This is a genomic window from Bradyrhizobium sp. UFLA05-89, from assembly GCF_059803475.1.
Genome location: NZ_JBANBA010000007.1, coordinates 65,341 through 90,318, shown reverse-complemented (window position 1 = coordinate 90,318; position 24,978 = coordinate 65,341). Strand labels below are relative to the sequence as shown.

Annotated in this window: 24 protein-coding genes; 14 read left to right on the top strand and 10 right to left on the bottom strand. The window is 64.4% G+C overall.

Translation table 11 applies throughout. From position 1 onward, the window contains the following. Nucleotides 1-42: 42 nt before the first annotated feature. Nucleotides 43-1,554, bottom strand: a complete 1,512-nt coding sequence (locus SO139_RS06075) for a replicative DNA helicase (RefSeq protein WP_449378579.1) — start codon at nt 1,552-1,554, stop codon at nt 43-45. A gap of 757 nt (nt 1,555-2,311) precedes the next feature. Continuing rightward, nucleotides 2,312-3,562: a cyclopropane fatty acid synthase gene (locus tag SO139_RS06070; RefSeq protein ID WP_449378578.1), complete on the bottom strand. Its 1,251-nt coding sequence runs from the start codon at nt 3,560-3,562 to the stop codon at nt 2,312-2,314. A gap of 275 nt (nt 3,563-3,837) precedes the next feature. Between SO139_RS06070 and SO139_RS06065 the strand changes: the two genes are divergently transcribed. Next, nucleotides 3,838-4,893, top strand: a complete 1,056-nt coding sequence (locus SO139_RS06065; RefSeq protein ID WP_449378577.1) for a hypothetical protein — start codon at nt 3,838-3,840, stop codon at nt 4,891-4,893. A gap of 185 nt (nt 4,894-5,078) precedes the next feature. On the opposite strand, the gene rplI is transcribed toward SO139_RS06065, so the two are convergent. From rplI to rpsF, 4 genes are all read right to left on the bottom strand, one after another. Then, nucleotides 5,079-5,684 carry a 50S ribosomal protein L9 gene (gene rplI / locus SO139_RS06060; RefSeq protein ID WP_449378576.1) on the bottom strand — a complete coding sequence of 202 codons (606 nt, stop codon included), beginning with the start codon at nt 5,682-5,684 and terminating at the stop codon, nt 5,079-5,081. A 47-nt stretch (nt 5,685-5,731) separates the two neighbouring features. Beyond that, entirely contained in the window at nt 5,732-6,706 is a 975-nt protein-coding gene (locus tag SO139_RS06055) for a YybS family protein (RefSeq protein WP_449378575.1), read from the bottom strand. 128 nt (nt 6,707-6,834) lie between these two features. Next, a complete protein-coding gene (gene rpsR, locus SO139_RS06050; RefSeq protein WP_007592020.1) occupies nt 6,835-7,074 on the bottom strand; it encodes a 30S ribosomal protein S18 in 240 nt (79 codons plus the stop codon). Between the two features lie 5 nt (nt 7,075-7,079). Next, nucleotides 7,080-7,547, bottom strand: a complete 468-nt coding sequence (gene rpsF, locus SO139_RS06045) for a 30S ribosomal protein S6 (protein WP_449378574.1) — start codon at nt 7,545-7,547, stop codon at nt 7,080-7,082. Between the two features lie 493 nt (nt 7,548-8,040). Here rpsF and SO139_RS06040 point away from each other — a divergent pair, with 493 nt between their 5' ends. Together SO139_RS06040 and SO139_RS06035 are read left to right on the top strand one after the other, a co-directional pair. Beyond that, nucleotides 8,041-8,745 carry a TetR/AcrR family transcriptional regulator C-terminal domain-containing protein gene (locus SO139_RS06040; RefSeq protein ID WP_449378573.1) on the top strand — a complete coding sequence of 235 codons (705 nt, stop codon included), beginning with the start codon at nt 8,041-8,043 and terminating at the stop codon, nt 8,743-8,745. A 3-nt stretch (nt 8,746-8,748) separates the two neighbouring features. Continuing rightward, nucleotides 8,749-9,774, top strand: a complete 1,026-nt coding sequence (locus SO139_RS06035) for a fatty acid desaturase family protein (RefSeq protein ID WP_449378572.1) — start codon at nt 8,749-8,751, stop codon at nt 9,772-9,774. Here the strand turns inward: SO139_RS06035 and SO139_RS06030 are convergent. Then, nucleotides 9,771-11,024, bottom strand: a complete 1,254-nt coding sequence (locus tag SO139_RS06030) for a diguanylate cyclase domain-containing protein (RefSeq protein WP_449378571.1) — start codon at nt 11,022-11,024, stop codon at nt 9,771-9,773. The two genes, SO139_RS06035 and SO139_RS06030, sit on opposite strands and share 4 nt — an antisense overlap. 300 nt (nt 11,025-11,324) lie before the next feature. On the opposite strand from SO139_RS06030, the gene fabD reads away from it, so the two are divergent. The 7 genes from fabD to gmk all read left to right on the top strand — a co-directional run bounded on the left by fabD (nt 11,325) and on the right by gmk (nt 18,141). Beyond that, on the top strand, nt 11,325-12,284 hold the full coding sequence (gene fabD / locus SO139_RS06025; protein WP_449378570.1) for an ACP S-malonyltransferase: 960 nt from the start codon (nt 11,325-11,327) through the stop codon (nt 12,282-12,284). 10 nt (nt 12,285-12,294) lie between these two features. After that, the gene (gene fabG, locus SO139_RS06020) at nt 12,295-13,032 is read left to right on the top strand and encodes a 3-oxoacyl-[acyl-carrier-protein] reductase (protein WP_027522575.1); all 738 of its coding nucleotides are present in this window, start codon (nt 12,295-12,297) and stop codon (nt 13,030-13,032) included. Nucleotides 13,033-13,342: 310 nt separating this feature from the next. After that, a complete protein-coding gene (locus SO139_RS06015; RefSeq protein ID WP_027522576.1) occupies nt 13,343-13,582 on the top strand; it encodes an acyl carrier protein in 240 nt (79 codons plus the stop codon). Between the two features lie 105 nt (nt 13,583-13,687). Further along, the gene (fabF, locus tag SO139_RS06010) at nt 13,688-14,953 is read left to right on the top strand and encodes a beta-ketoacyl-ACP synthase II (protein WP_449378569.1); all 1,266 of its coding nucleotides are present in this window, start codon (nt 13,688-13,690) and stop codon (nt 14,951-14,953) included. A gap of 124 nt (nt 14,954-15,077) precedes the next feature. Then, entirely contained in the window at nt 15,078-16,355 is a 1,278-nt protein-coding gene (gene mltG / locus SO139_RS06005) for an endolytic transglycosylase MltG (protein WP_449378568.1), read from the top strand. Between the two features lie 235 nt (nt 16,356-16,590). After that, entirely contained in the window at nt 16,591-17,478 is an 888-nt protein-coding gene (locus SO139_RS06000) for a YicC/YloC family endoribonuclease (protein WP_449378567.1), read from the top strand. A gap of 3 nt (nt 17,479-17,481) precedes the next feature. Continuing rightward, nucleotides 17,482-18,141, top strand: a complete 660-nt coding sequence (gmk, locus tag SO139_RS05995) for a guanylate kinase (RefSeq protein ID WP_449378566.1) — start codon at nt 17,482-17,484, stop codon at nt 18,139-18,141. Here the strand turns inward: gmk and SO139_RS05990 are convergent. Beyond that, the gene (locus SO139_RS05990; RefSeq protein WP_449378565.1) at nt 18,074-19,369 is read right to left on the bottom strand and encodes a hypothetical protein; all 1,296 of its coding nucleotides are present in this window, start codon (nt 19,367-19,369) and stop codon (nt 18,074-18,076) included. The two genes, gmk and SO139_RS05990, sit on opposite strands and share 68 nt — an antisense overlap. Nucleotides 19,370-19,671: 302 nt before the next feature. Between SO139_RS05990 and SO139_RS05985 the strand changes: the two genes are divergently transcribed. Then, nucleotides 19,672-20,172 (top strand): helix-turn-helix domain-containing protein, encoded by a 501-nt coding sequence (locus SO139_RS05985; protein ID WP_474799547.1) that lies wholly within the window; start codon nt 19,672-19,674, stop codon nt 20,170-20,172. A 166-nt stretch (nt 20,173-20,338) separates the two neighbouring features. Then, nucleotides 20,339-21,586, top strand: a complete 1,248-nt coding sequence (locus SO139_RS05980) for a sensor histidine kinase (protein WP_449378563.1) — start codon at nt 20,339-20,341, stop codon at nt 21,584-21,586. A gap of 16 nt (nt 21,587-21,602) precedes the next feature. Here SO139_RS05980 and SO139_RS05975 read toward each other — a convergent pair whose 3' ends face one another. Then, entirely contained in the window at nt 21,603-22,508 is a 906-nt protein-coding gene (locus SO139_RS05975; RefSeq protein ID WP_474799550.1) for a transglutaminase family protein, read from the bottom strand. Nucleotides 22,509-22,661: 153 nt separating this feature from the next. On the opposite strand from SO139_RS05975, the gene SO139_RS05970 reads away from it, so the two are divergent. Continuing rightward, a complete protein-coding gene (locus tag SO139_RS05970) occupies nt 22,662-22,925 on the top strand; it encodes a GlsB/YeaQ/YmgE family stress response membrane protein (protein WP_449378561.1) in 264 nt (87 codons plus the stop codon). A gap of 121 nt (nt 22,926-23,046) precedes the next feature. Next, a complete protein-coding gene (locus tag SO139_RS05965; RefSeq protein WP_449378560.1) occupies nt 23,047-23,814 on the top strand; it encodes a hypothetical protein in 768 nt (255 codons plus the stop codon). Nucleotides 23,815-23,847: 33 nt separating this feature from the next. On the opposite strand, the gene SO139_RS05960 is transcribed toward SO139_RS05965, so the two are convergent. Next, a complete protein-coding gene (locus SO139_RS05960) occupies nt 23,848-24,906 on the bottom strand; it encodes an alcohol dehydrogenase (protein ID WP_449378559.1) in 1,059 nt (352 codons plus the stop codon). Nucleotides 24,907-24,978: the final 72 nt, after the last annotated feature.

Below are 24,978 nucleotides of genomic sequence, written 5' to 3'. Positions count from 1 at the left end.
ACGGCGCCGTTTTACGCAAGAGGCTGGTTTGGTTCAAGGAACTCAGTAGTCGTTGTTGCTGCGCTCCGGCAGCTGACTGTCAGGGGCGAGGTCGCCGAACCGCGTGACCGAGGCCTCGAACGCCAGATCGACGGTGCCTGTCGGGCCGTGGCGCTGCTTGCCGATGATGACTTCGGCCTTTCCGTGCGCAAGACCCATGTCAAGCTGCCACTTCTCGTGTTCAGGTGTGCCCGGGCGTGGCTCCTTCATCGCGAGGTAATATTCCTCGCGATACACGAACAGCACGACGTCGGCGTCCTGCTCGATTGATCCGGATTCACGCAAGTCGGACAGCTGCGGCCGCTTGTCGTCGCGGGATTCGACCTGGCGCGAGAGCTGGGACAGCGCGATGACGGGAACGTTGAGCTCCTTGGCGAGCGCCTTCAGGCTGGTCGTGATCTCCGTGATTTCCTGCACGCGGCTGTCGCTGGCGCGCTTGCCCGAGCCCGACAGGAGCTGGATGTAGTCGATCACGAGGAGATCGAGGCCCTTCTGGCGCTTCAGCCGGCGCGCGCGCGCCATGAGCTGCGCGATCGACAGGCCGCCGGTTGCGTCGACATAGAACGGCAACGACTGCAGCTCGATCGAGACCTCCCGGATCTTGTCGAAATCGGCTTCCGAGATGCCGCCGCGGCGGATGTGGGAGGAGGGAACGCCGGTGCGCTCGGCCACGATACGCGTGGCAAGCTGGTCGGCCGACATTTCGCAGGAGAAGAAGCCGATTACGCCGCCATTGGCGGCCTTCATGGTGCCGTCGGCCTGGAGTTCCGGAACGTAGGCTCGTGCGACATTGTAGGCGATGTTGGTCGCAAGCGACGTCTTGCCCATGCCCGGGCGTCCGGCCACGATGATGAGGTCGGAGTGCTGGAGGCCGCCCATCTTGGTGTCGAGGTCGCGCATGCCCGTGGAAATGCCGGACAGCTTTCCGTCGCGCTGGAATGCCTTTGCCGCGAGATCGACGGCGACCGCCAACGCCTGCGAGAACTTCTGGAAGCCGCCATCATAGCGGCCGGATTCGGCGAGCTCGTAGAGGCGCCGCTCGGCATCCTCGATCTGCGCCCGCGGTGCGAAGTCGACCGGCGCGTCATAGGCCACATTGACCATGTCCTCGCCGATGCCGATCAGGTCGCGCCGCAACGACAGATCGTAGACGGTGCGGCCATAGTCCTGGGCGTTGATAATCGTGGTCGCTTCCGCAGCGAGGCGAGCCAGATATTGCCCGATGGTCATGCCGCCGACGTCGGTATCGGCGGGCAGGAATGTCTTCAGCGTCACCGGGGTCGCGATCTTGCCCATCCGGATCAGGCTGCCGGCGGTCTCGAAGATGGTCTGGTGCAGGGGTTCGAAAAAGTGCTTTGGCTCGAGGAAGTCGGAGACGCGGTAGAAGGCGTCGTTGTTGACCAGAATCGCGCCCAGAAGGCTCTGTTCCGCCTCGATATTGTGCGGCGCGCTCCGGTAGGCTGGGGTTCCGGCCTCGGGCGCGAGTTTCAGGACGGTCGAATCAGTCAGGGCCATGGTTGGAGGTGCTTAGCAACTTTTCCGGCGAGATGCGGGGCGGCGATAAAGCGCCGACAACACGCAAAGCGGAAGCGAAAGCTGGTCGCTATCAACCGGTCTTTAAAATGGTGGATGATTAGCAGCCGCAGCATGCGCGATGCTTGACTGATGTTTTGCGGAATTGGCCTCGGCACCTTGATCTCGCTCAGGCCGGCCCGCGGAAAAATCCGGATAATGTGAACCTTATACGGCGGCGCGCAGACCTATTTTGCAGGCGCGTATCGTGCGGCGCGTTGGCCGGCCGACTGTTCAGACGATCAGGAGGTAGACCAGCGCAACCAGAGCGGCGGCAACGCCGGTGGCGATCAAGGCATAGTCGGTGCGGAGATCGTCCTGCACGTCGAAGGAGGTTTGGATCTTCTTGCTCATGGGGGACGGTCTAGGACAATTCCGACCGCCACTTTGTGAAGCAGATCACAGACCCCCGGATTCTTTCGGGCAAGGGCCGGAACCGGTCGGCGGGTAAGGAATTGGTCCGGTCCGCGACCGTCAGGAGACGAGGCGACAATGCGGCAGGAGCTGCAGACTTGGCAGAGCGAGGCGGGCAGTCGGATCTGGCTGTCGGCGCTGATTGCTGCCATGGAGGACGCCTCCCGCCCCGAATCCGAGAGGTCCAAGCTGCCGGCCGAGACGTTGGCGCAGTTCCGAGCGCAGCTCGCGCTCCCGGCTACGCTTTGTCCAGCCTCACGGCTGCGCCACTAGCCCTTATTGTTCATTATTCGCCCGCCAGCTTCAGCCTCGGCTTGCTGGCGCCTTCAACGCCGCGTAGCCGGGCCTCTTCATGCCCGATATAGTCGCGGGTCACCGGGACCACGCCCTGGCGTCTGGTGAGCTGGATCTGGAAGTTCATCATGCCCTGCTTGCGGAAGGTCATCTCGCAGGCGGCCAGATAAAATTCCCACATCAGCGCAAAGCGCTCGTCGTAGAGCTGCACCGCTTCCTCTCGCCGCGCCATGAAGCGTTCGCGCCAGGCCCTCAGCGTCTCCGCATAGTGGAGGCGGAGGATCTCGATGTCGCAGACGAGGAGCCCTGCGCGCTCGATTGCGGGCAGCACCTCGGACAGCGCCGGGATATAGCCACCGGGGAAGATGTATTTGGCGATCCAGGGATTGGTGGAGTCCGGCCCCTGCGAACGGCCGATCGAATGCAGCAGCATGACGCCTTCCTCGGCGAGGAGCTCGGCGCAGCGCTCGAAATAGGTATCGTAGAACTTGACGCCGACATGCTCGAACATGCCGACCGAAACGATGCGGTCGAACGGACCGTCGATGTCGCGATAGTCCTGGAGCAGGAACCGGGCCGACCGGGTCAGGCTCTTCTCGGCAGCGCGGGCATTCGCAACCTGCAACTGCTCGGTCGAGAGCGTGATGCCGGTGACGTCGGCGCCTGCGATCTCGGCGAGGTAGAGGCCGAGCCCGCCCCAGCCAGAGCCAATATCGAGCACGCGCTGACCGCGTTTGATGACGAGCTTTGCCGCGAGATGCCGCTTCTTGGCGAGCTGGGCGTCGTCGAGCGAGGTGTCCGGCGTCTCGAAATAGGCGCAGCTATATTGCTTGTCGGCGTCGAGGAAGAGCGAATAGAGCCGGCCGTCCAGATCGTAGTGATGGGCGACATTGGTCCTGGCACGGGTGCGCAGGTTGAACTGCTTCAAATGCCGCGTCAGGTAGCGCAGGTGCCACTGGGGTTTGGCCCACTGCGGCAATATTTCGGGTTGATCCAGGAGGATCGCCAGGGCATCAGCAATCGTGCCTTGCTCGACGACGAACTCGCCGTCCATATAAGCCTCGCCGAGCCCGAGCTCGGGATTGAGCAGGATCTTGCGCTGCGCCTCCGTCGTCGCGAAGCGGACTGCCACATGTTGGCCGGAGCCGTCGCCGCATGTGAATTTTGCGCCACTTGCGGTCGTCACCGTCATCGATCCGTGGCGGATGAACTTCGTCAGGAAGCTGCGCAACAAACGGTCCATAGAACCACCCTGTCGAGCGAACCCGAAAAGATGCGACTAACCCCCGTCGTCACACCGACGCATCGGAACTGCATTGGTTCCTATGCATTTGCATGGGAACGTAATCAGCACGTTCCCGACCTGCTATTGCGTTGTGTTCAAAGCCGATATTCGCAAAACGCGCGATCACATCCTTGCGTCACGAGCGTGCTTCCAATTGCAGCGCAATCGGCTAAAAGGTGACCCGCCGCCGGCGCCGGCTGGCCTTCTTGCGTATTTTCAATGGAGATGACGGGATGTCGAGCCGAGCGCTCAACCTCGCGACGGTGTTGCTTCTGATTGGCCTTGGCGCTCCAGAGGCTGCGTTTGCGCAGGCGACGAATCTCGAGGCCGGTAAGAGTCCGTCCCAGATCTTCGCCCAGACCTGTAACGCCTGTCATAAGTCGCCGCGGGGACTGCTCAAGTCGGTGCCGGCGGGCTCGCTGCCGGGCTTCTTGCGCCAGCATTACACCACGAGTTCCGACATGGCGGGCGTCCTGTCCTCCTACCTCGTCTCCAACGGTGCGACCGACACGCGCTACCAGTCCAAGGACGGCAAGGACAAGAAGGACGGCGGCAAGGAGAAAGAAGCCAATTCCAGCGCCACGCAACAGCCCGAGCATCCCAGCCGGCGTCAGCATCAGGACGCGGCGAAACCGGAGGGCGAGGGCGCTCCCGTGTCCGAGACCGGACGTGCCGGTTCGAGGCGGATGGCGCGGCCGAGCGAAGAGGGGGCCAAGGATGGTACGAAGGATGGTGCCAGGCCCGATGGCCAGGCGACCAATGAGCGCGGTCCCGAGGGGCGCAAGTCCAAGCAGCGCATGAGCAAGCGCGGCAAGCCCGAGCCCGAGGAAGCCCCGAAGGCCGAGACGCCCAAGGGCGAAACGCCCAAGGAAATGCCTGCCGCCGCCGAATCGCCGACCACGGACAAGAAGAGCGAACCCAAGAACGATTCCAAGAACGATACCAAGAACGACAGCGCCAAGGTCGATACCGAAGCCAAGCCCGACAGCGCCAAGGACAAACCGGCGGAGAAGCCGGCCGATAAGCCTGAGAGCGCCAAGGTCGAACCTTCGACCAGCCAGACTCCCGCGCTGCGGCCCGATCCCGTGCCGGAGGTGACGCCGGCTCCGCTCTCCGCTGCAAAACCGGCCGAGGCTGCGCCTGAGCAGAAGCCGGCGGACACCGCGGCGAAGCCCGCCGATGCCTCTTCAAACGGCAACGGCGCCTCTGCGCCGGCGGCGGCCAAGCCGCAGGATGCGCCGGCTGCGGCCGAGCCCTCCGGCTCGCCGGTCCCGCCGATCTCCCGCTAAAGAGACTTTCATCTCGTCATCGCATCGGAGGCTGCTCATTGCGGCCTCCGCGTCGTCCTGACTGAGAAGCGCATACCGCGACCGCGCTGGCCTCGATCGCGAAGCTGAGCGCGGACGTTGCCGCCGAAACGAAAAGCCCGGCCGCATAGGCAGCCGGGCTTCCGTCTGTCGTGTGAGCGCGAGGCTTACTGCTCGGTCGCTTCCGCGGCCGGTGCCGGCGCGACATCGTCGTGCTGGGCTTCCGGATCGAAGAACTCGCCGGCGGCGGCGATCGCCTCGGCGGCCGCGTCGCGATCCTCGTTGCGGGTCGAGATGTCCTCGCCGCGGTTGATGCGCTCGGCTTCTTCCTGGCTGCGCGCAACCGTCACGGTGACCTCGATCTCGACCTCCGGGTGGACGGCGATGGTGATGGTGTGCTTGCCGATGGTCTTGATCGGCGCGTCGAGCTGAACCTGCGGGCGGGCGAGCGAGATGCCGTCCGCTTCGAACGCCAGCACGATGTCGCGCACGGTGACCGAGCCGAACAGCTGGCCGGCTTCGGAGGCCTGACGGATCACGGTGATGTTCTTGCCTTCGATCTTCTCGGCGACCTTGGACGCCTCGCCCTTGGCCTTGAGATTGCGCGCCTCGAGCTCGGCTTTCATGCCGTCATACTTGGCGCGGTTGTCGTTGGTGGCGCGCAGCGCCTTGCCGCGCTTGAGCAGGAAATTGCGGGCATAGCCGTCGCGAACCTTCACGACTTCGCCCATCTGGCCGAGCTTGGCCACGCGTTCCAGCAAAATGACTTCCATAATCGTTCTCCTTTTGAAGTGATGTGAGTTGGATCTTCGGGTTGAACTTAAGGGGTCGGCAGTGGCGGTGGCCGGTTGCGCAGGAAGCGCTCGCGGAAACCGAAGACGGCATCGGCAAGCCCGAGTACGATCATCGCGATCACGGGCCATCCGAGCACAACGACGACGGCGTAAGTCGAGCCGAGCCAGAAGGCGCGGCTCTTCAGCGCAAGCGTCAGCGTGTGCAGCACGGCGAACCCGGTCAGCGCGTAGGCCATCATCAGGGCCGCCGTGATGATCTGCGCGGCGAGTGCGATCAGCCCGCCGGCGAAGCAGAAGGCGATGGCGATGCACAGTACGGCGAGCGTCATCGACGGCAGCTCGGCGGTCATCAGCGCGGGCCAGGGACGGCGCAGCCGTCCCGACGTCGCGGTCACCTTGGCCGAGAGCCAGAGGTTGAGGGTGAGCGTCATCATCGACACGATGGTGGCAACGGCCGGTGCGACGGTCGCCAGCGCATCGATGAACTGGTCGGTATCGCCGGAGACTTGCGGATCGGCCGAGCGGAGGATGCGCATCAAGCCGCGGCGCAGCGAGGTCGCGATGCCCTCGGCATCGCTGCCGAGCGTGAGCAGCGCCGCGATCGTGATCAGCGCGGCAAAGCCCGCAATCCAGAGCAGGATGCGCCCGACCGGGTACCATTCGATCTCAGGTTCGGCCGGCGGCTCTGCGCCCGCGGTGATCACGGCAGGCGTAGTATGACGGCCGAGCAGCACGAGATGGCCGAGCCACCAGGCCGGCAGCGCGACCGTGACGACGAAGGCGAGGCAGTACGGCAGGCCGAAAATCGCGCCGAGGCCGGTCGCGGCGGCGATGCCGCCAAGGCTCGCACAAAGCGGTCCCCAGCCGATCGCGGCAACCATCAGCGGCAAAGGCGAGAGGTAGAACAGGACGAGCGAGATCAGCGCGCCCGAGACGATCGAGGCGAACATCAGGGCCGACGCAGCGCCGGCGATCAGGGCAATGAGTACGAGTGCCATCATCAGCTGTCCCGCTCCCTTCGAGCGGTTAGAGGCATTTCGCCCCAACCATCGGCGACCGGACGACCCGGAAGCCTTATGAGTTTGAATGATACGACCGGCGGCCTTAGGGCCGCCGGTCGAAACGTCGTTTAGCGGATCACGTAGGGCAAGAGGCCGAGGAACCGCGCGCGCTTGATGGCGCGGGCGAGCTCACGCTGCTTCTTGGCGGACACGGCCGTGATGCGGCTCGGCACGATCTTGCCGCGCTCGGAGACGTAACGCATCAGCAGCTTGGAATCCTTGTAGTCGATCTTCGGCGCGTTGGCCCCCGTGAACGGGCAGCTCTTGCGGCGACGGAAAAACGGACGGCGTGCACCAGCTTCAGCCATTGTTCTTACTCCCCATCCGTCGTTTCAGCTTCGTCGCGCGGACGGCGCGGGCCGCGGTCACCACGGAAGCCGCCTTCGCGGTCGCCGCGGAAGCCGCCTTCACGCTCGCCGCGGAATCCACCACCGCGGTCATCGCGCTCGCGATCACGGTCAGCCTTGCGCATCATCGCGGAGGGACCTTCCTCCAGCTCCTCGACGCGGACGCTGAGATAGCGGATCACGTCTTCGCTGATGCGCTCCTGGCGCTCGATCTCGGCGATCGCCGCGGACGGCGCGTCGATGTTGAGCAGCACGAAGTGCGCCTTGCGATTCTTGTTCATGCGGTAGGTGAGGGAGCGCACGCCCCAGTTCTCGGTCTTGGTGACCTTGCCGCCGAGACCCTCGACGATCCCGGTCATCTGGGTCGTCAACTCTTCAACCTGCTGCGGGCTCGCGTCCTGACGCGCGAGAAAAACATGCTCGTAAAGAGGCATGGAAGTCCTTTCCTCATGTTGGCGCTTCACCCGGCGTCAAGCCCTTAAGAGGCCTTCGGAAAGGACTCTGGGATTAAGCTCAGAAGGCGGAAACACGGGACGACGGGCCGACTGGCCCTGCCACATCAAAATCAACAAGTGAATTTGCTGAGACCGTCCGTTCAGCTCCCGGCCGGGGTCTGCGGATGGCGCGCTTTATACGGATTTTGGCCGGCTTGGCAAGGTTTGGCACGCAGGTTTTGGAGACGCGCGTAGCCAACACGATTGTAGCGGTTCCGGGGCGGGAACACCGCGCTTGTACGGAATCCACAGATTTTATGGAAAGTTGTAGGCTTCTAATTGCCGGGGCTGAATTTCATCTCGAAACCATTTTTACCGGCAAGGGGCCGCTCAGGAGCGGCCCCTTTCGATTCCAGGGCATTCCAAAGCTGCACCTTCCTCTGGCTTGATTTATTTGTTTGTATAGCATACAAATAAATGGCGAGAGGAGCCGATGGCCAAATCCGTCAAAGGTCCGGTGGAAGCGCCTCGGGGCGACCCAAAGCATGCTGTCCGGGCCACCCGTTCTGCGGGGCGCAAGATGCGCTCGCTGCTCCTCGATGCGGCCAGTCCGTTGTTTAGGGAGCAGGGGCTTTCCGGGACATCGATTTCCGACATCGCGACGGCCGCGAACGCGTTTCCGAGCCAGATCACCTATTACTTCCGCACCAAGGAGGCGCTGTTCGTCGAATGCGCCTGCCGCGATCTCCTATATCTGGCGCGCGCCACCGAGCAGGCGGCACTGAAGGCGCACACGCCAGAGGCCTACACGCGTGCGCTCGCGCAGACGGTCACGGCGACCGATTCGGTGGCCTTCTTCGCCGAAGCGCTGACGTTGACACGGCGGCGACAGGATCTCGCGCCGCTGGTCGAGCGCACCATCGAACGCCTGCACACCGAGGGCGCGCGCGCCTATGGCGCCCAGGTCGCGCGCCATGGCTGGCGGACGTTGCGCGCGCCCGACGAGAGCTCGCGCAGGTTCTGGGCGGTGGCGATTGGCGTCATCGTGGAAGGCTACGCGATGGGCCGCTCGCCTGATGAGCTGTGCGCAGAGATGCTGCGCGTGCTGGGCGAGCAGGCGAAATCGGCAGGCGATGCGGCGCGCCTGCGGCTCGTCGGGGATCGCGGCGCATCAACACCATCGGACGGGGAGGGTTAGGCCATGACCGCGCTTCGCATGCGTGCCCGCGATTTCCTGACCGAGGACCAGCTCGTCAACGTGCGCGAGCGCGTCACCTGGAAGGGCGTGGCACTGATCGCGCACGCCTGGGCGCTGATCGCGGGTGCGATCGCACTGGTGGCGTGGTGGCCGAATCCGCTGACCTATGTTCTCGCGGTCGGCATCATCGGCTCGCGTCAGCTGGGCCTCGCGATCCTCATGCATGACGGCGCGCATGGCTGCCTGTCGCCGGATGAAAAGACCAATCTGGCGCTGAGCCAGTGGTTCTGCGCCTATCCGGTCTTCGCCGAGACGCGCAGCTATCGGCGCTATCATTTGCAGCACCATGCGCGCACGCAACAAGAGGATGATCCCGATCTCGTGCTGTCGGCGCCGTTCCCGATCACCAGGCTGAGTTACCGCCGCAAGTTCATCCGTGATCTCACCGGACAGACCGGCTACCAGCAGCGTAAGGCACAACTGCTCAATGCGCTCGGTTCGAAGGATTGGCCGTGGTCGCAGCGCGCGGCGCATTTCTCGGAGAAGCTCGGGCCGCAATGCGTCACGAATGCGCTTCTGTTTGCAGTGCTCGCGGCCGCCGGCGTGTGGTGGGCCTATCCGCTGCTATGGCTGGTGCCGCTTTTGACCTGGCAGATGGTCATCACCCGCATCCGTAACATCGCCGAGCATGCGGTCGTTCCCGACAGCCACGATCCCTTGCGCAACACGCGCACCACGCATGCCAATTTTCTCGAGCGCCTGTTCATCGCGCCCTATTACGTGAACTATCATCTCGAGCATCACCTCTTGTTCTACGTGCCCTGCTACAATTTGCCCAAGGTGCATCGCCTGCTGAGCGAGAGCCGGCATGCTGACCGCATGGAGGTGCAGCCGAACTATCTCGCCGTGTTGCGATTGGCCACCGCCAAGCCAAACCGCGATGATCGTCCCGGGCAATTGGTCAGCAGCGTTCGCCGCGCACGGGCGGGTGCCGAAGTCGGCGCGGATCAGAAGGCCGGCGGGTTCTAGTCGGCCAGCGCGACGCTTTGCACCGCGGGGACAAGCGGCACCTCTTCGGTGATTTCTTCGACGCCGGAGGCGTGGATCACGAAATCGCCCTTGCCGCGACGCTTGGCCTCGTACATCGCGCGGTCGGCCGCGCTCAGCAATTCGTCCGCGGTCACGCCGTCGCGCGGCGCGGATGCCAGGCCGATGCTGGCTCCGACACGCGCAGTGGGCGCAAACTCGAACGGCTCCGAGACCCGCGCGATGATCCGCCGGGCAATGTCGGCGGCCTCGGTGTCCGTGATGTCGGGCAGCAGGATCACGAATTCGTCGCCACCAACGCGGCACACGACATCGGCCTCACGCACGCTGGCGCGCAGGCGATCTGCGACGGCGACGAGGACGGCGTCGCCGGCCGCATGTCCGAGCCGGTCATTGACGCCCTTGAAGTTGTCGAGATCGACGCAAAACACGGTGAGCTTCGCGGCTGATCGTGACGCGACCTCCGGCCATGGGCCGTCAAGCAGTTTCGAAAACAGCTTCCGGTTCAGGGCGCGATTGGGAAGACCGGTGAGCAGGTCGTGGTGCGCCATCTGACGATTGTTGCGCTCGGAGCGATGCAGGTTGAGCAGGATCTTGTGATTTTCAAGCAGCAGGAAAATCATCCCCGCAGTATAGACCGGCGTTTGCAGGCCGACGATGAACAGGAAGGGGATCGGCGACAGCATCGTGGCCACCGCAAAGGGCAGCGTCAGGATGCAGATCATGAGGATTCCATAACGCGGCGTCCCGGCGTTGCCCGAGGCAATTCCACCGGTCAGGTTGGCGAGGCCGACGCCCGCAGTCAGGACCAGCGGCAGCTGTCCCGATGCGACGCATTGATAGCAGCCCGCGGAAATTGCGATCACCGATAGCAGGCCGACCCAGACCGGAGTGCCGCTCGCGGCGCCTGGCCCGTTGGCTTTTGCCCGCGCGGAGGCCTTCGTCATCAGGCAGATTCGGGTGCAGCCCAGGACGATTTCCGCCAGTACCCAGGCATAAGCCCATGCAGCGCCGGTCAGAGCCGCGGCGAGCGATGCGACCAGCAGGGACGCCAGGACCGCCACCAGGAGCGTCTTGGTCTTTTTCGTCCTCTGCTGAAGAAACTCGTTCCGGATGTCGTCGAACTGAGAGGTCGGGCCGCTGAGCAACCAGTCGACGCAGCTGTGCCACCACAGCCGAACTCGTGCGGCAGCGGAGGAAGCTGTCGATATCAGTGTAGCGACGGATGCCATGGCCGCAATTTCGGCAGTGGGTATTTAAAGGGACTTAAAATGCACCGTCGAGTTCCCGACAGCGTAAACGTTTTGCCTGCATGGGCAGCCCACGACCGCGTGGCGGGCCGGGAGGGACTTGACCCGGCCGGTGGGCGTAATCTGTCAGCGATCCCCATCCAGGACGTCGTCGCGGCTTGACATTTCGGCCCCGGTCAGTGTCTACGGCCCCCTTTGGAGCATGATCGGGAACAACGGCCCACGCCCCGGCGTAGAATGGCCGCCCGATCCTGACGAGGCTCAGCAAGCCAGGGAGCGCCGATGACGGCAGCATTCACATTTCCGGGGCAGGGGTCCCAGGCGGTCGGTATGGGCAAGGCCCTGGCGGAAGCCTTTCCTGCGGCCCGCGCCGTGTTCGACGAGGTCGACGCCGCGCTTGGGGAAAAGCTCACTGCGACCATCTGGGATGGCCCGGCGGAGACCCTCCAACTCACCGAAAACGCCCAGCCTGCCTTGATGGCGGTCTCGCTCGCCACCTTGCGTGTGCTGGAGGCCGAGGCCGGATTTTCCGTGGGGCGGGATGCGGCGTTCGTCGCCGGGCACTCGCTCGGCGAATATTCGGCGCTGGCTGCGGCCGGAAGCCTGACGATTTCCGATACCGCGCGGCTGCTGCGCACCCGCGGTTTGGCAATGCAAAAGGCCGTCCCGGTCGGCGCTGGCGCGATGGCCGCGCTGCTCGGCCTCGACTACGAGGCGGCCATGGAGGTCGCCCAAGAGGCGGCGCAGGGGCAGGTCTGTCAGGCTGCCAATGACAATGGCGGCGGTCAGGTGGTGGTCTCCGGCGACAAGGCGGCGGTCGATCGCGCCGTCGAGATCGCCAAGGGCAAGGGCGCCAAGCGCGCGATGCTGCTGCCGGTATCCGCGCCGTTCCATTGCAAGCTGATGCAGCCGGCCGCCGATGCCATGGCCGAAGCGCTGTCCAAGGTCACGATCAAGGCGCCCGCAGCGCCCCTGGTCTCCAACGTGCTGGCGAGCGCCATCACCGATCCCGACGAGATCCGCCGCCGTCTGGTCGAGCAGGTCACCGGCACGGTGCGCTGGCGTGAGTCGGTTTCCTATATGGCTGGTCAGGGCGTGACGCGTTTCTTCGAGATCGGCGCAGGCAAGGTGCTGACGGGTCTCGTCAAGCGCATCGCCGACGGGGCCGTCGGTTTGGCCGTCGGCGGGCCGAACGATATTGCCGCGGCCAAAGACGCCTTGGCTGCCGCGAAGCAGGGGTGAGGAGCTATCGATGTTCGATCTGACTGGCAGGAAGGCGCTCGTCACCGGCGCGACCGGGGGCATCGGCGGCGCGATCGCGCTGGCGCTGCATGCGCAGGGCGCCACGGTTGCGATTTCGGGGACGCGGAAAGAGGTGCTGGACGAGCTCGCCGGCAAGCTCGGCGAGCGCGTGCACGTGCTGCCGTGCAATCTCTCCAAGGCTGACGAGGTCGAGGCGCTGGTGCCCGCCGCGGAAGCTGCGATGGGCCAGGTCGACATCCTCGTCGCCAATGCCGGTATCACGCGCGACAATCTTTTCGTGCAGCTTCGCGACGAGGACTGGGAGGAGGTCATCAACGTCAACCTCACCGCGACCTTCCGCCTCGCGCGCGCCGCGACCAAGCTGATGATGCGCAAGCGGTTCGGCCGCATCATCGCGATCACCTCGGTGGTCGGCGTCACCGGCAATCCCGGCCAGGGCAATTACACCGCGTCGAAGGCGGGCCTGATCGGCATGATCAAGACGCTCGGCGCCGAATACGCCAAGCGCGGGGTGACCGCGAATTGCATCGCGCCGGGCTTCATCAAGACGCCGATGACCGATGCGCTCAACGACAAGCAGCGCGAGACGATTCTGACCAAGGTTCCGGCCGCCCGGCTGGGAACGCCGGAGGATATTGCTGCAGCTGCGGTCTATCTGAGCTCCAACGAAGCAGGCTACGTCACCGGCCAGACCATCCACGTCAACGGTGGCATGGCCATGATCTGAACGTAATCCGGCCGGCGGAAGGCCGGGCGGACCGGATGCGGCAAACGGCCGTTTCCGAAGCGAATTGAGGCTTGTAGTCAAGGCAATTGGAGTATGATAACCGGACCTTCAACGGATGGGCAAAGAACGCCATTGCAGGTTTTTGAAACCCTGTATATTGGCGATGCGGAGCCTTGGCCGTCGTTCGCCGGGCCCTGCATCGGCTAGGATGGGGCCAAATCAAGTTCGTACGCAAAGGCAGTAAAACGACCACGACGGCTCGTATCGTCCCGGGGGGTCGGGTCTACAGGGAACAACACGAGGTTAAGCAATGAGTGACATTGGCGAACGGGTTAAGAAGATCGTGGTCGAACACCTTGGTGTTGAGCCCGAGAAGGTTATCGACAGCGCGAGCTTCATTGATGACCTCGGCGCCGACAGTCTGGACACCGTCGAGCTGGTGATGGCGTTCGAGGAAGAGTTCGGTTGCGAGATTCCGGACGACGCCGCGGAAACGATTCTCACCGTCGGCGACGCGACCAAGTTTCTCGAGAAGAACGCGAAGAGCTAAGGCTCCAAAATCCGCGGTCGAACGACGAAACCGGACGGATCGTGCCAGCGGTCCACCGGTTTCTTGTTATCGGCCGCGATTCCTTGAGAACCGGAGTTTTGGGATATGAGACGAGTTGTCGTCACGGGCCTCGGCATGGTGTCGCCACTCGGCTGCGGTGTCGAGCCGACCTGGCAGCGTATCCTTAACGGCGAGAGCGGGGCGCGCAAGATCGAGACGTTCGACGTCTCCGATCTGCAGACCAAGATCGCCTGCGTCGTGCCGCGCGGCGACGGTTCGAACGGCACTTTCAATGCCGACCAGTGGATGGAGCCGAAGGACCAGCGCAAGGTCGACGATTTCATCATCTTTGCCGTGTCGGCGGCGACGCAGGCTCTCAATGATGCCAACTGGCATCCTGAGAGCGAAGAGGACAAGTGCGCGACCGGCACCCTGATCGGCTCCGGCATCGGCGGCCTCAACGGCATCGCGGAGACTGCAATCCTGCTGAAGGAGCGCGGGCCGCGCCGGGTCTCGCCGTTCTTCATTCCAGGCCGGCTGATCAATCTCACCTCCGGCTATGTCTCGATCGAGCATGGGCTGAAAGGGCCGAACCATTCCGTGGTCACGGCCTGTTCGACCGGCGCGCATGCGATCGGTGATGCCGCCCGTCTGATCGCACTGGGCGATGCCGACGTGATGGTCGCCGGCGGCGCGGAATCGCCGATCAGCCGCATCGGCATCGCCGGCTTCAACGCGGCGCGTGCGTTGTCCACCGGATTCAACGAGACACCCGAGAAGGCCTCGCGCCCCTATGACAAGGATCGCGATGGCTTCGTGATGGGCGAAGGCGCTGGCGTCGTGATCCTCGAAGAGCTCGAGCATGCGAGGGGCCGCGGCGCGAAGATCTACGCCGAGGTGATCGGCTACGGCCTGTCCGGCGATGCCTATCACATCACCTCCCCATCTCCGGACGGAGACGGCGGCTTCCGCAGCATGTCGGCCGCGTTGAAGCGCGCCGGGCTGACGCCGGCCGATCTCGACTACATCAACGCGCATGGCACCTCGACGCCGCTCGGCGACGAGATCGAGCTCGGCGCGGTGGAGCGGCTGCTCGGCAACGCGGCGTCCAAGGTCGCGATGTCCTCGACCAAATCCTCGACCGGGCATCTCCTCGGTGCGGCGGGTGCGATCGAGGCGATTTTCGCCATGCTCGCGATTCGCGATAACATCGCGCCGCCCACCATCAACCTCGAGCACCCGTCGGTCGAGACCGCGATCGATCTCGTGCCTCAGGCGGCGAAGAAGCGCGAGATCAACGTGGCGTTGTCGAATTCTTTCGGTTTTGGCGGTACCAACGCATCGGTGATCGTCAGGCGGCTGGCCGATTAGCTTGGGTTTCAGACGAATTCACCGTTTTGCCGTATTCGGCGATAAGTCATAGTTGCGGGCGTGTGCTATTAGCCGGGCAGACGATCGTCAGGCTGCGATTGAACCGGCAGGATTCAGGTTTTCGATGAGTGAAAGGCCGCCCATTTCGCCCCGAAGCCCGCGCGCTGCGCTGGAGCCTGAACAGGTGCCGCCGCCGCCGAAGCGGTCGGACCGCGCGCGCAATCCCTTCGTGGTGGTCGGCAACGCCATCATCACCATCCTCCTGATCGCGATGCTCGGGGCAGGCGCGGTCTACTATTACGGCCGGCAGGTTCTTGAGGCGGCCGGGCCGCTCCAGGAAGACAAGATCGTCAATATCCCCTCGCGCGCGGGCAAGCGCGATATTGCCGACGTCCTGAACAGGGAAGGCGTCACCGACGTCAATCCCTGGGTCTTCATCGCCAGCGTCTTTGCGCTGAAGGCGAGCTCGGACCTGAAGCCCGGCGAATATTCTTTCCAGAAGAACGCTTCGTTGCGCGACGTCATCGCCACCATCGTCGAAGGCAAGGTGGTGCAGCATGCGGTGACGATTCCCGAAGGCCTGACCTCCGAGCAGATCGTGGCGCGGCTGTCGGACAACGACATCTTCACCGGCAGCGTGCGCGAATTGCCGCGTGAGGGCACGCTGCTGCCGGAGACCTATAAATTCCCGCGCGGCACCACGCGCGAGCAGGTGGTCCAGCGCATGCAACAGGCGCACAAGCGCGTGCTCGCCGAGATCTGGGAGCGCCGCAGCCAGGACATTCCGATCAAGACGCCCGAGCAACTGGTGACGCTCGCCTCGATCGTCGAGAAGGAGACCGGCAAGCCCGACGAGCGCAGCCGAGTCGCGGCCGTGTTCGTCAATCGTTTGAAGCAGAAGATCAAGCTGCAGTCCGATCCGACCATCATCTACGGTCTCGTCGGCGGCAAGGGCACGCTGGGCCGCCCGATCAAGCGCAGCGAGATCACCCAGCCCTCGCCCTATAACACCTATGTCATCGACGGGCTGCCGCCGGGGCCGATCTCCAACCCCGGCCGCGCCTCGCTGGAGGCTGCCGCCAATCCCGCCCGCACCCGCGACCTCTATTTTGTCGCCGATGGCACCGGCGGCCACGCCTTCACCGAAACCTACGACGCGCACCAGAAGAACGTCGCCAAGCTCCGGGCGATGGAGAAGCAGATCCAGAACGACACCGTCGAGCCTGCCGACGATGCCCAGGCACCGGCTGCCGCCGCGCCTGCCGGCGTCGACACGGCGCCGACCGCAACCACGCCGCCCAAGCCGGCCCAGCAGAAGAAGCCGCCGGCGCCGCGCCCGGCCAATCCTGCGCCGGCCCGCCAGGGGGCGGTGCAACCCTCGCCGCAGGTTATCCAGCGCTAGAGCATGATCCGGACCCGAAGGGCCGCGTTAGCGCAAAGTGTGGAACGGTTTTCCGAAAAGATCATGCTCAAACAACAACCTAAGGCGCGATGACGATTCATCCTGATCTCATCACGCTTTAGGCCGCAACCCCGACCTGCGGTGGTTACGGATTCCACTTTGCGGCAAAATGGTCTTAAGATTCGCGTGCCTTGATGGCCTTTGCGAATCTCATCTGTGCGGAGAAGTTCACTCGATGGCGCTGTCGTCCATGACCGGCTTTGCCCGAAGCCACGGTGCAAGCGGGCCGTATACGTTCGAATGGGAATTGAAGTCGGTCAATGCCAAGGGCTTTGACCTGCGCGTGCGGCTGCCGCAGGGCTTTGACGAGCTCGAGGCCCACGCCAAGAAACGCGCCGGGGAGGTTTTGTCGCGCGGCACGGTCTACGCCAATCTCAACGTCAAGCGCGCGAACGCCGTGGCGACCGTGCGGATCAATGAGGACGTGCTCTCGGCCGTGCTGAAGGCGGCCTCGCAGATCGCCGGCAAGGTCGACGCGGTGGCGCCGAGCATCGACGGCCTTTTGGCCATCAAGGGCGTCATCGAGGTCGCCGAGCCAGAAGGCAACGAGGAAGAGGACAAGGCGGCGCGCACCGCCGCGGCCGAAGCCTTCGACAAGGCGCTCGCCGAGCTCGTCGACATGCGCAAGCGCGAGGGCACCTCGCTTGGCCAGATCCTGACACAGCGCGTGGACGAGATCGAAGCGCTCGCGAAGAAGGCGGAAGCCGCGCCCGGCCGCAAGCCGGAGGCGATCAAGGCAAAACTCGCCGAGCAGATCGCGACGCTGCTCGACACCTCCGATCGCTTCGATTCCGATCGTTTGATGCAGGAAGCGATCCTGATCGCAACCAAGGCCGACATCCGCGAGGAGCTCGACCGCATCGCCTCCCACATCGCACAGGCGCGCGAGTTGATCGGCAAGGGCGGCCCGATCGGGCGCAAGCTGGATTTCCTGGCGCAGGAGTTTCACCGCGAGGTCAATACCTGCTGCTCGAAGTCGAACGACATCGAGCTGACCAACACGGGGCTCGCCTTGAAGAATGTGGTCGAACAGTTCCGCGAGCAGGTCCAGAATCTGGAGTGATCGATGACGACGGGCGGTCACGGAACTGATGGTGTCGAGCGGCGCGGACTGATGTTCGTGTTGTCCTCACCCTCCGGCGCGGGCAAGACGACGCTGTCGCGCCTGTTGATCGAGCGGATGCCTGGACTGAAGATGTCAGTCTCCGCGACCACGCGCGCGAAGCGGCCCGGCGAGGTCGATGGCCGTGACTACCTGTTCGTCGACAAGCCGAGCTTCGAGGCGATGGTGAAGGGCGACGAGCTCTTGGAATGGGCAACCGTGTTCGACAACCGCTACGGCACGCCGCGCGCACCGGTCGAGGCGGCGCTGTCGGCGGGGCAGGACGTGCTGTTCGACATCGACTGGCAGGGCACGCAGCAATTACGTGAGAAGGCGCGCGCCGACGTCGTCAGCGTCTTCATCCTGCCGCCGTCGGCCGCCGATCTGGAGAAGCGCCTGCGCTCGCGCGCGCAGGATTCCGACGAGGTGATCCGCAAGCGGATGAGCCGCGCCAGCCACGAGATGAGCCACTGGGCCGAGTACGATTACATCGTCATCAACCACGACGTCGATGAGGCCTTCTCCGAGGTGCAGTCGATCCTGAAGGCCGAGCGCCTCAAGCGCGAGCGGCGGATTGGCGTCGTTGGCTTTGTACGAGGTCTGCAAGGTCAGCTTCAGGGCTAGACGGCGCCAGCCGCGGACCTTCCTTCGCCAAACGTTCCAGGATCGCGGTGATCGCATCGATATCGACCGCGTCGGCATCGCTGTTGTCGCTGTCATCCGCATCTGCATCGACGGCTGGGACATGCGGCTCGGCGGTTTCCGCCGCCGGTGCGATGTGCAGGTCCTTGCGGTCCAGGTCCTCAGGGACCAGCTCTTCGAACTCGGTCGTTGCATCCTCGAGAGGTTGCTCCACGTGCGGTGTGGACGCGCCGTAGGTCTTGCCATTGGCGGTCTTGCCATTGGCGTTGGCCGCCGTGGCCAGCGCGGCGCCGAAATCTACAGGGCGCGGCCGCTGCACGCGTGGGGCGGCAGTTGCGGTCGCATCGATCCACGGCGCGCGGCTCCTGTCGTCGTGCGCGGGCTCCCAGTTGACACGGCGGCGTCCGCCTTCAGGCTGGACGCGCCTGCGCGAGCCGGCGAAGCGATAGATGACGCTGCCGGTGATGCCGGCGAGCGCCAGCGCGCCGCCGATGACGAGCAGCAGAGTCTGGAGCGAACCAGTCGGCTTCTCGGCCGGGGCATCGGCCGAGGCGAGCGTCATCGTGCCGGCTGGAGGCGAAACCTGCGGTTTGGGCGCGGGCCGCGCATCGGCGAGTTTCGGCGCGGGCGCGGCTTGCGGAGCAGGCGGGGGGGCCGCGCTCGGGTCGGGCCAGCGCGCATCGACGGTCGGCTGGCCTGCACCGGCATCGGCCACCGTGACCGGACGCTGAAGCGTTGTGGGCGGGGTGCTGGGTGCGCTCGGCGCCGGGATCGATGCGGTCGTGTCGGGTGTTGCAGCAGCAGCGGTCTGTGCCGTGAGTTCGGCGTGCGCGTCCTGCACCGAGCGCGGCGCGGGTTTGTCGGCCTTCTGCGCAGGTGAGGTCGCCGGTGCGGCCGGCGCGCTCTGCGTCGCCGGCGCGCTTTGCGTCGCCTGCGCGCTCTGGGCCGTTTTCGCGCCTTCCTCGCGCAGATACCAGCACTGCCGCTTGGTGCCGCGTTCGACGCGATAGTACCAGTGCTGCCCCTCGGGCGCTGAGCCCTTCGGGGCGCGAAGGCAATCGTCGGTGGCGTTTGAAGAATTTTGCGACGCATCCTGCGCGTCTGCCGCGGCCGGGGCGCTCGTCGCGTTCTGCGATTCCGCACTCAAAGGTATGCCGGCGAGTACGCTCGCAAACAGAGCAGATATGAATTTCGCGGTTCGGTTGCCCATCCTGGTCTCCCGGCTACGCCTTACGCAACGCGTCACTGTCCTCCTTCTCGTCAAAGAGTTGGGTGGCAATGAGCCGCAAATCCGGAGAGGATGAGGCTTAAATCGGGCCTGCGCAGCGTTCGTTCCGCCGCGAAAATGAACGATTCTCGGGACTATTGTTTGATCGGGGTCTGCGTCCCAGAGCATCCAGCCGCCCGGGTTCACGCTCTCGAAGTTCGGGTTCCCTGACGCAAATTTGCCTATCCGAGCGAGCCGCCAAGGCGATAAGCTTGGTCCGGGGTGTCGTTTGATGGATCACGGCCATGGCCCTTTTCCACGACCATTCCGACAAGAGCAGTTCCGCCGAAAAGTGGTCGGTCGCGGGCGAGGAGTTCGTCCTGCTCGACACCGTCCAGCCGCCGGCCCGCATCGCGATGGCGCGGGAGCGCATGCTGCTGAGCCGGCTCTATCTCGGCCTGATCCGCAGTCTCAACGACGACTACGGCGCCGACTTCGTCAGGCAGAACGACAGCGCCACCTTCCGCACGATCGGCATCTACCTGTTCCTGCGGACCGCGATGTGCTCGCCAGTGCGGGCGAGCATGGTAGCGGCCGCGCTGAAGCTGCCACGCGCAACCGTGCTGCGCAGGCTCGAGGAGATGATCAAGCAGGGGTACGTGGAGCGCATCGGCAATGCCTACCGTGTCACCGACAAGGTCAACATCCCCGACTTGCAGCAGCGCTTGCAGCAGCGGATCGACATGATCCTGGAGACGGCGCGCGAGTTGGCGCGGCTGACGGGCAGGGACGGACACGCGCATTGAGGCGATACGGCCGCAAATCTCAATTTTGCAGAATTTCGATAGTATGCCGCGGTTTTGCCGAAGCCGAAGAGACGCTGTGTGTCGTCCTGGGACGGTATCAGCGAGGGGGCCCGGCTCAGCCAAAGAGGATGCGACTCGAACCTACAAAAACAATGTCGAGGCGGTCATGGTACAGGCGTCAAAATCAGCGCTCGCATCCGAGGTGTTGCTGTTTCCGGAGCAGCCAGGCCTGAAATCGATCTACGACACTGCACCGATTGGACTTGCCTGCCTCTCCCCGGATTGCCGTTACCTGCAAATCAACCAGCGGCTCACCGAGATCTGCGGCATCTCGGTCGAAAACCATCTCGGCCGCTTCGTGCGGGATTGCGTTCCGGCCTTGGCGGATTCCGTCGCGGAGATCGTCCGCTCGATCATGGAAACCGGAGAGCCGGTGGTCGGCATAGAGGTCGCCGGCCAGCGCGCCGATCAGGCCGAGGAGCGCTACTGGGTGACCTATTGGCATCCCTTGCGCGCGCCGAACGGCGAGATCATCGCCGTCAACGTCGCGGCCGAGGAAATCACAGAACGCAAGCGTGCCGAGGCGGAGGTGCGCAAGGCGAAAGATGCTGCTGAAACCGCGTTGCGTCATTTGCGCGAGACCCAGCAGTCGCTGGTGGAGGCCGAAAAGCTCGCGGCGCTCGGTCGGATGGTTGCCGGCGTGGCGCATGAGATCAACGGTCCCGTGGGCAGCAGCCTGACGATCGCCTCGACGCTTCAGCGCAAGTCCGAGGCCTTCGCCTCGGAAGTTGCGGGCGGCAAGGTGCGACGCTCGAGCCTCAACGAGTTCATCAGCCTCGCCGGCGATGCGTCCACCCAGCTCATCACCAACCTGTCGCGTGCGGCGGAGCGGATCCAGTCCTTCAAGCAGGTCGCGCTCGATCCAAGTCAATCAGCGCTGCGCCGCTTCGACGCTGCCGAGTTGTCGGAGCAACTGCTGTCGCATCTCGATCGCGAATGTCATCGCCGCGGTATCGCGCTTGATCTGCGGCTCGCACGAGCTCTCGAAATGGACAGCTATCCCGGTCCCTTCGGGCAGGTTCTGACCCATCTGGTCATGAATGCGATGACCCATGCATGGCCGGATGGCGCCGGAGGTCGGATCCGCGTCGATCTGAGATCTGCGGGTGACGATCAGGTCGAGCTCATCGTGTCCGACGACGGTTGCGGAATGCCGCCGGACGTCAAGCTCTCCGCTTTCGATCCGTTCTTCACCACGCGACGTCACCATGGGGCGACGGGGCTCGGACTGCACGTCGTCCATGGCGTCGTCACCGAACGCCTTGGCGGCCGCATCACGCTGGACAGCGAGCTGGGGGCAGGGACGTATGTGCGGCTGATCCTTCCGAGAAATGCGCCACGGTCCGACGACTGATCAGCTCCAGGCCCGCTCAACTCTCGGAGGGATCGCGGATCTCGCCGATCTTGTGAACCGCGACCTTGATGCACATGCCCTGATAGTCCGTTGCATCTCCGAACCAGGACCCCTCCAGCGGTATGGCCTGGCCAGGATGCCGGGCGACAGCGACCGGGATGAGATCGAAGCCGGCATTGATCTGGTTGGTCGGGTCGTAGTCCAGCCATCCGGCGCCGGGGAGAAACACCTGGAGCCACGCATGCGTGGCGCCGGAGCCAGTCATTCCGACGGCGCCGCCATCCAGCGCCTGGTCGTAAAGGTAGCCGCTGACGAAGCGCGAGGCGAGGCCGAGGCGGCGCAGCACCTCGATCATCAGCCAGGCGTAGTCCCGGCATGTGCCGGATTTCGTACGCAGTGTCTCGCTCGGGGATTGCGTGCCTTGCGTTTCTCGGGCGCGGTAGCTGAACCCCTCACGAAACGTGCGCAAGATCCGGTGCAAAACGTCTGTCGTCTGGTCCTGATCGCCGGCGACGAAGGCCTTCGTCCACGCTGCAACGATGCCGTCGAGGTCGTCGGCGTGGGGACGCAGGTAACCGGCGAGGTCGGTCCACTCGTCGGGCGAATACTGCACGGGGATTTCATCGGCCCGCGGCTCCAGTGGAAAGGATTCAATGCCCTTGATGCCGAAGAACACGCCGCGCACCTGGAAAGTGAAGGTCAGCTCGCTGCTCGGCTCTGCGAACTCCATCACCGTAACGGTGTTGGAGCGGGAATCGGTAATCCAGTGGATCTTCGAAATCGGGCTGGTTTTCGCCGACCAACCGAGCAGGCGGGCAGATGCACCGCGCCTCGGCAAGAACATCGCCCGATGCGTCCCGAACGTAACGGGCTTTGCATATTTGTAGGTGGTGGTGTGGGTGATCTCGCCCAGCATTGCCATGCTGACCTCCCTCGCGCGACCCAATGACGGTCTTGTGCAATCAGGGCGGCCCGAGAACGCCGCCCTATGTTGATCTATGTCAAAGGCGCTCCCGTATGATCTCTTTCAGGATGGCGGTCGCCGCGCGTGCCGGCTCATGACAGGAGCAACGAGATGGGGATCCTTTGGACTATCATCATTGGCTTTATCGTCGGCGTGATCGCCAAATTCATCATGCCGGGCGGCAATGAGCCGAAGGGCTTCATCCTGACCACGATCCTGGGAGTCGTCGGCGCGTTCGTCGCGACGTTCCTAGGCCAGTCGGTGGGCTGGTACCGGGCGGGCGAATCGGCGGGCTTCATCGGCGCCATCGTCGGCGCAGTGATCCTGCTCTTCCTCTATGGCCTCTTCATGGGGCGCCAGGGGCGAACGAGCTGAACCCGGCGCGTCCGAGTTCTGCGGCGCGGTCGCCTGGAGGTCTGCATGCGCGCCCGCGCGCACCGATGGCCTTTGCGCTCCCTGGCTGAACCGATCGATCGTTTGCCCCGACCAAACGGGAATGCGCTGGCTTATTCCTGTTGTGCAATTGCTCGTTGCCTCGGCGAGCCTCTTCAACGTGATCCGTTTCCGGCTCGACAATCTCTTGATCGAGAGGGGGGCTGAGTTCGATCGTCTTGCACTCGCGGCGCTGGCCGTGGTTGTTGTGTCAACGGCCGCCGTGCTCGTTCTCTGCTGGCGCGCGACTGCGCTCACGTCGCCGCGTGCGGGACTTGCGCTACTTCTGGTCGGGTTGACGGCTTTTTCCGGTTTCGCGCCCGAGATCATTGAATCCCGCGTCCGGGCCACAGAGCACGAAACGCGCAAAGCCGAGCAACAGCAACGGGATGACGCGTTCGCGCGCGATCTCATTCAGTGGACCGCCGATGTGGATAGACGCGCGGCCCAGTCTCAGCCGCTCGAACCCGAGCAAGCCTGGGCATTTCTCGATTGCATCGGCAGTGCAGGTTATCGGGACGAGGGGGCCAATCCTCCGAGCGCGCAGGCGCTCGAACTCCTTCGCAGGGCGCTCGCGGCGGGGCTGATCGACGTCAATGCGGTGGTGCCGGGTCACCACCGCAAGCAGCCGGTGGCGCGGCCGCTGTTCCTCCAATTCTACAAGGAGCGCGTCGAGCCGCTGCGAAACGCGCTTGCGCGGCAGGATTGGGAGATCATGCGTCTGCTCGCGGCTGGTGGCGCCGACCTCGCGTTGCCCGACGCGGCGCCGCTCGTCGTCGACCTCGCGAAGACCATGGTCGCGGGACCGTCGCGCTTCGTCAGCTTGAAATAGCGTGGGCCGCGCGCGGCCTCAACGCCGGCGCAATCAATTCTTCAGCACGATGCGCCCCACGACCTTGCCGGCGCGCAGGCTGTCGATCCACTTCTGAGCATCGGCCATCGGCTCTTCCTGCATCGGCGTCGGCCTGATCTTGCCGGCGCGGGCGAGCGCCATCAGCTCGTGGGCCTCAGCGAGCGTACCCACCATGAAGCCTTCGATGGTCATGCGCTTGTACACCCATTGCACCATCGGCAGCGTGAACTGGCCGCCCATCAGGCCGGAGACCACGACCTTGCCGCCGCGCGCGAGCACGGAGACGGCGAACGCCATCGACTTCTCGTTGCCGGCGAAATCGACGACCTCGTCGAAACCGCCCTCGGTCTCTTTCAGGATGCGCCTGATAACCTCCGGCTCGGCCGGATCGTAGGCGGTCGCCGCGCCATTCTTCAGCGCGGTCTCGCGCGCCGCTGGGCTGAGATCGGCAACCGCGATCGGCTGCTTGAACATGGCCTGCGCGAACGAAAGGCCCATCATGCCGACGCCGCCGAGACCAATGAGCAAGAGGTTGCGCTGGCGCGGACGGTCGACGAGGCGCTTGAGCGCGCCGTAGGCGGTGACGCCCGAGCACATCAATGTCGCGGCCTGGTTGACCGGCAGGGGATCGTAGTCGAGCAGGTACTTCGCATCGGGCACCAGCACGTGGCTGGCAAAGCCGCCGTCGATGGAGACGCCGAGGAAGCGCTGCTTGGCGCAGAGATTCTCATCGCCATTGGCGCAGTCGCGGCACTGGCCGCAGCCGATCCATGGGAAGACCGCCTTCTTGGCGCCGATGAGGCCAGCCGGCACGTCACCGCCGACCTCGTCCACAACGCCTGCGATCTCGTGGCCGAGCGTGAACGGCAGCGTCATGCCGCGCGTGGTGTCGAGTTTCTTGCCGCCGCCGAGATCAGCATAGCCGTCCTGGATGTGCAGGTCGGAATGGCACAAGCCGCAGCGCTCGATGCGCACCAGCACCTCGCGTCCTTGCGGCTTGGGCGTGTCGATGATGGTCTCGCACAGCGGCGCATCGAACTTCACGAGGGACTGTCGACGCATCAACGCCATTTTCCTTCCTCCGAAATTTTCGCTGAAGCGCGATGAGATCAGGATGAATCGTCATCGCGCTTCGGGTTGTTG

Excerpts from the sequence above, each read along its gene's own strand:
- SO139_RS06075 (WP_449378579.1), bottom strand. The coding sequence starts at position 1,554 with ATGGCCCTGACTGATTCGACCGTCCTGAAACTCGCGCCCGAGGCCGGA.
- SO139_RS06070 (WP_449378578.1), bottom strand. The coding sequence starts at position 3,562 with ATGGACCGTTTGTTGCGCAGCTTCCTGACGAAGTTCATCCGCCACGGA.
- SO139_RS06065 (WP_449378577.1), top strand. The coding sequence starts at position 3,838 with ATGTCGAGCCGAGCGCTCAACCTCGCGACGGTGTTGCTTCTGATTGGC.
- rplI (WP_449378576.1), bottom strand. The coding sequence starts at position 5,684 with ATGGAAGTCATTTTGCTGGAACGCGTGGCCAAGCTCGGCCAGATGGGC.
- SO139_RS06055 (WP_449378575.1), bottom strand. The coding sequence starts at position 6,706 with ATGATGGCACTCGTACTCATTGCCCTGATCGCCGGCGCTGCGTCGGCC.
- rpsR (WP_007592020.1), bottom strand. The coding sequence starts at position 7,074 with ATGGCTGAAGCTGGTGCACGCCGTCCGTTTTTCCGTCGCCGCAAGAGC.
- rpsF (WP_449378574.1), bottom strand. The coding sequence starts at position 7,547 with ATGCCTCTTTACGAGCATGTTTTTCTCGCGCGTCAGGACGCGAGCCCG.
- SO139_RS06040 (WP_449378573.1), top strand. The coding sequence starts at position 8,041 with ATGGCCAAATCCGTCAAAGGTCCGGTGGAAGCGCCTCGGGGCGACCCA.
- SO139_RS06035 (WP_449378572.1), top strand. The coding sequence starts at position 8,749 with ATGACCGCGCTTCGCATGCGTGCCCGCGATTTCCTGACCGAGGACCAG.
- SO139_RS06030 (WP_449378571.1), bottom strand. The coding sequence starts at position 11,024 with ATGGCATCCGTCGCTACACTGATATCGACAGCTTCCTCCGCTGCCGCA.
- fabD (WP_449378570.1), top strand. The coding sequence starts at position 11,325 with ATGACGGCAGCATTCACATTTCCGGGGCAGGGGTCCCAGGCGGTCGGT.
- fabG (WP_027522575.1), top strand. The coding sequence starts at position 12,295 with ATGTTCGATCTGACTGGCAGGAAGGCGCTCGTCACCGGCGCGACCGGG.
- SO139_RS06015 (WP_027522576.1), top strand. The coding sequence starts at position 13,343 with ATGAGTGACATTGGCGAACGGGTTAAGAAGATCGTGGTCGAACACCTT.
- fabF (WP_449378569.1), top strand. The coding sequence starts at position 13,688 with ATGAGACGAGTTGTCGTCACGGGCCTCGGCATGGTGTCGCCACTCGGC.
- mltG (WP_449378568.1), top strand. The coding sequence starts at position 15,078 with ATGAGTGAAAGGCCGCCCATTTCGCCCCGAAGCCCGCGCGCTGCGCTG.
- SO139_RS06000 (WP_449378567.1), top strand. The coding sequence starts at position 16,591 with ATGGCGCTGTCGTCCATGACCGGCTTTGCCCGAAGCCACGGTGCAAGC.
- gmk (WP_449378566.1), top strand. The coding sequence starts at position 17,482 with ATGACGACGGGCGGTCACGGAACTGATGGTGTCGAGCGGCGCGGACTG.
- SO139_RS05990 (WP_449378565.1), bottom strand. The coding sequence starts at position 19,369 with ATGGGCAACCGAACCGCGAAATTCATATCTGCTCTGTTTGCGAGCGTA.
- SO139_RS05985 (WP_474799547.1), top strand. The coding sequence starts at position 19,672 with ATGGCCCTTTTCCACGACCATTCCGACAAGAGCAGTTCCGCCGAAAAG.
- SO139_RS05980 (WP_449378563.1), top strand. The coding sequence starts at position 20,339 with ATGGTACAGGCGTCAAAATCAGCGCTCGCATCCGAGGTGTTGCTGTTT.
- SO139_RS05975 (WP_474799550.1), bottom strand. The coding sequence starts at position 22,508 with ATGGCAATGCTGGGCGAGATCACCCACACCACCACCTACAAATATGCA.
- SO139_RS05970 (WP_449378561.1), top strand. The coding sequence starts at position 22,662 with ATGGGGATCCTTTGGACTATCATCATTGGCTTTATCGTCGGCGTGATC.
- SO139_RS05965 (WP_449378560.1), top strand. The coding sequence starts at position 23,047 with ATGCGCTGGCTTATTCCTGTTGTGCAATTGCTCGTTGCCTCGGCGAGC.
- SO139_RS05960 (WP_449378559.1), bottom strand. The coding sequence starts at position 24,906 with ATGGCGTTGATGCGTCGACAGTCCCTCGTGAAGTTCGATGCGCCGCTG.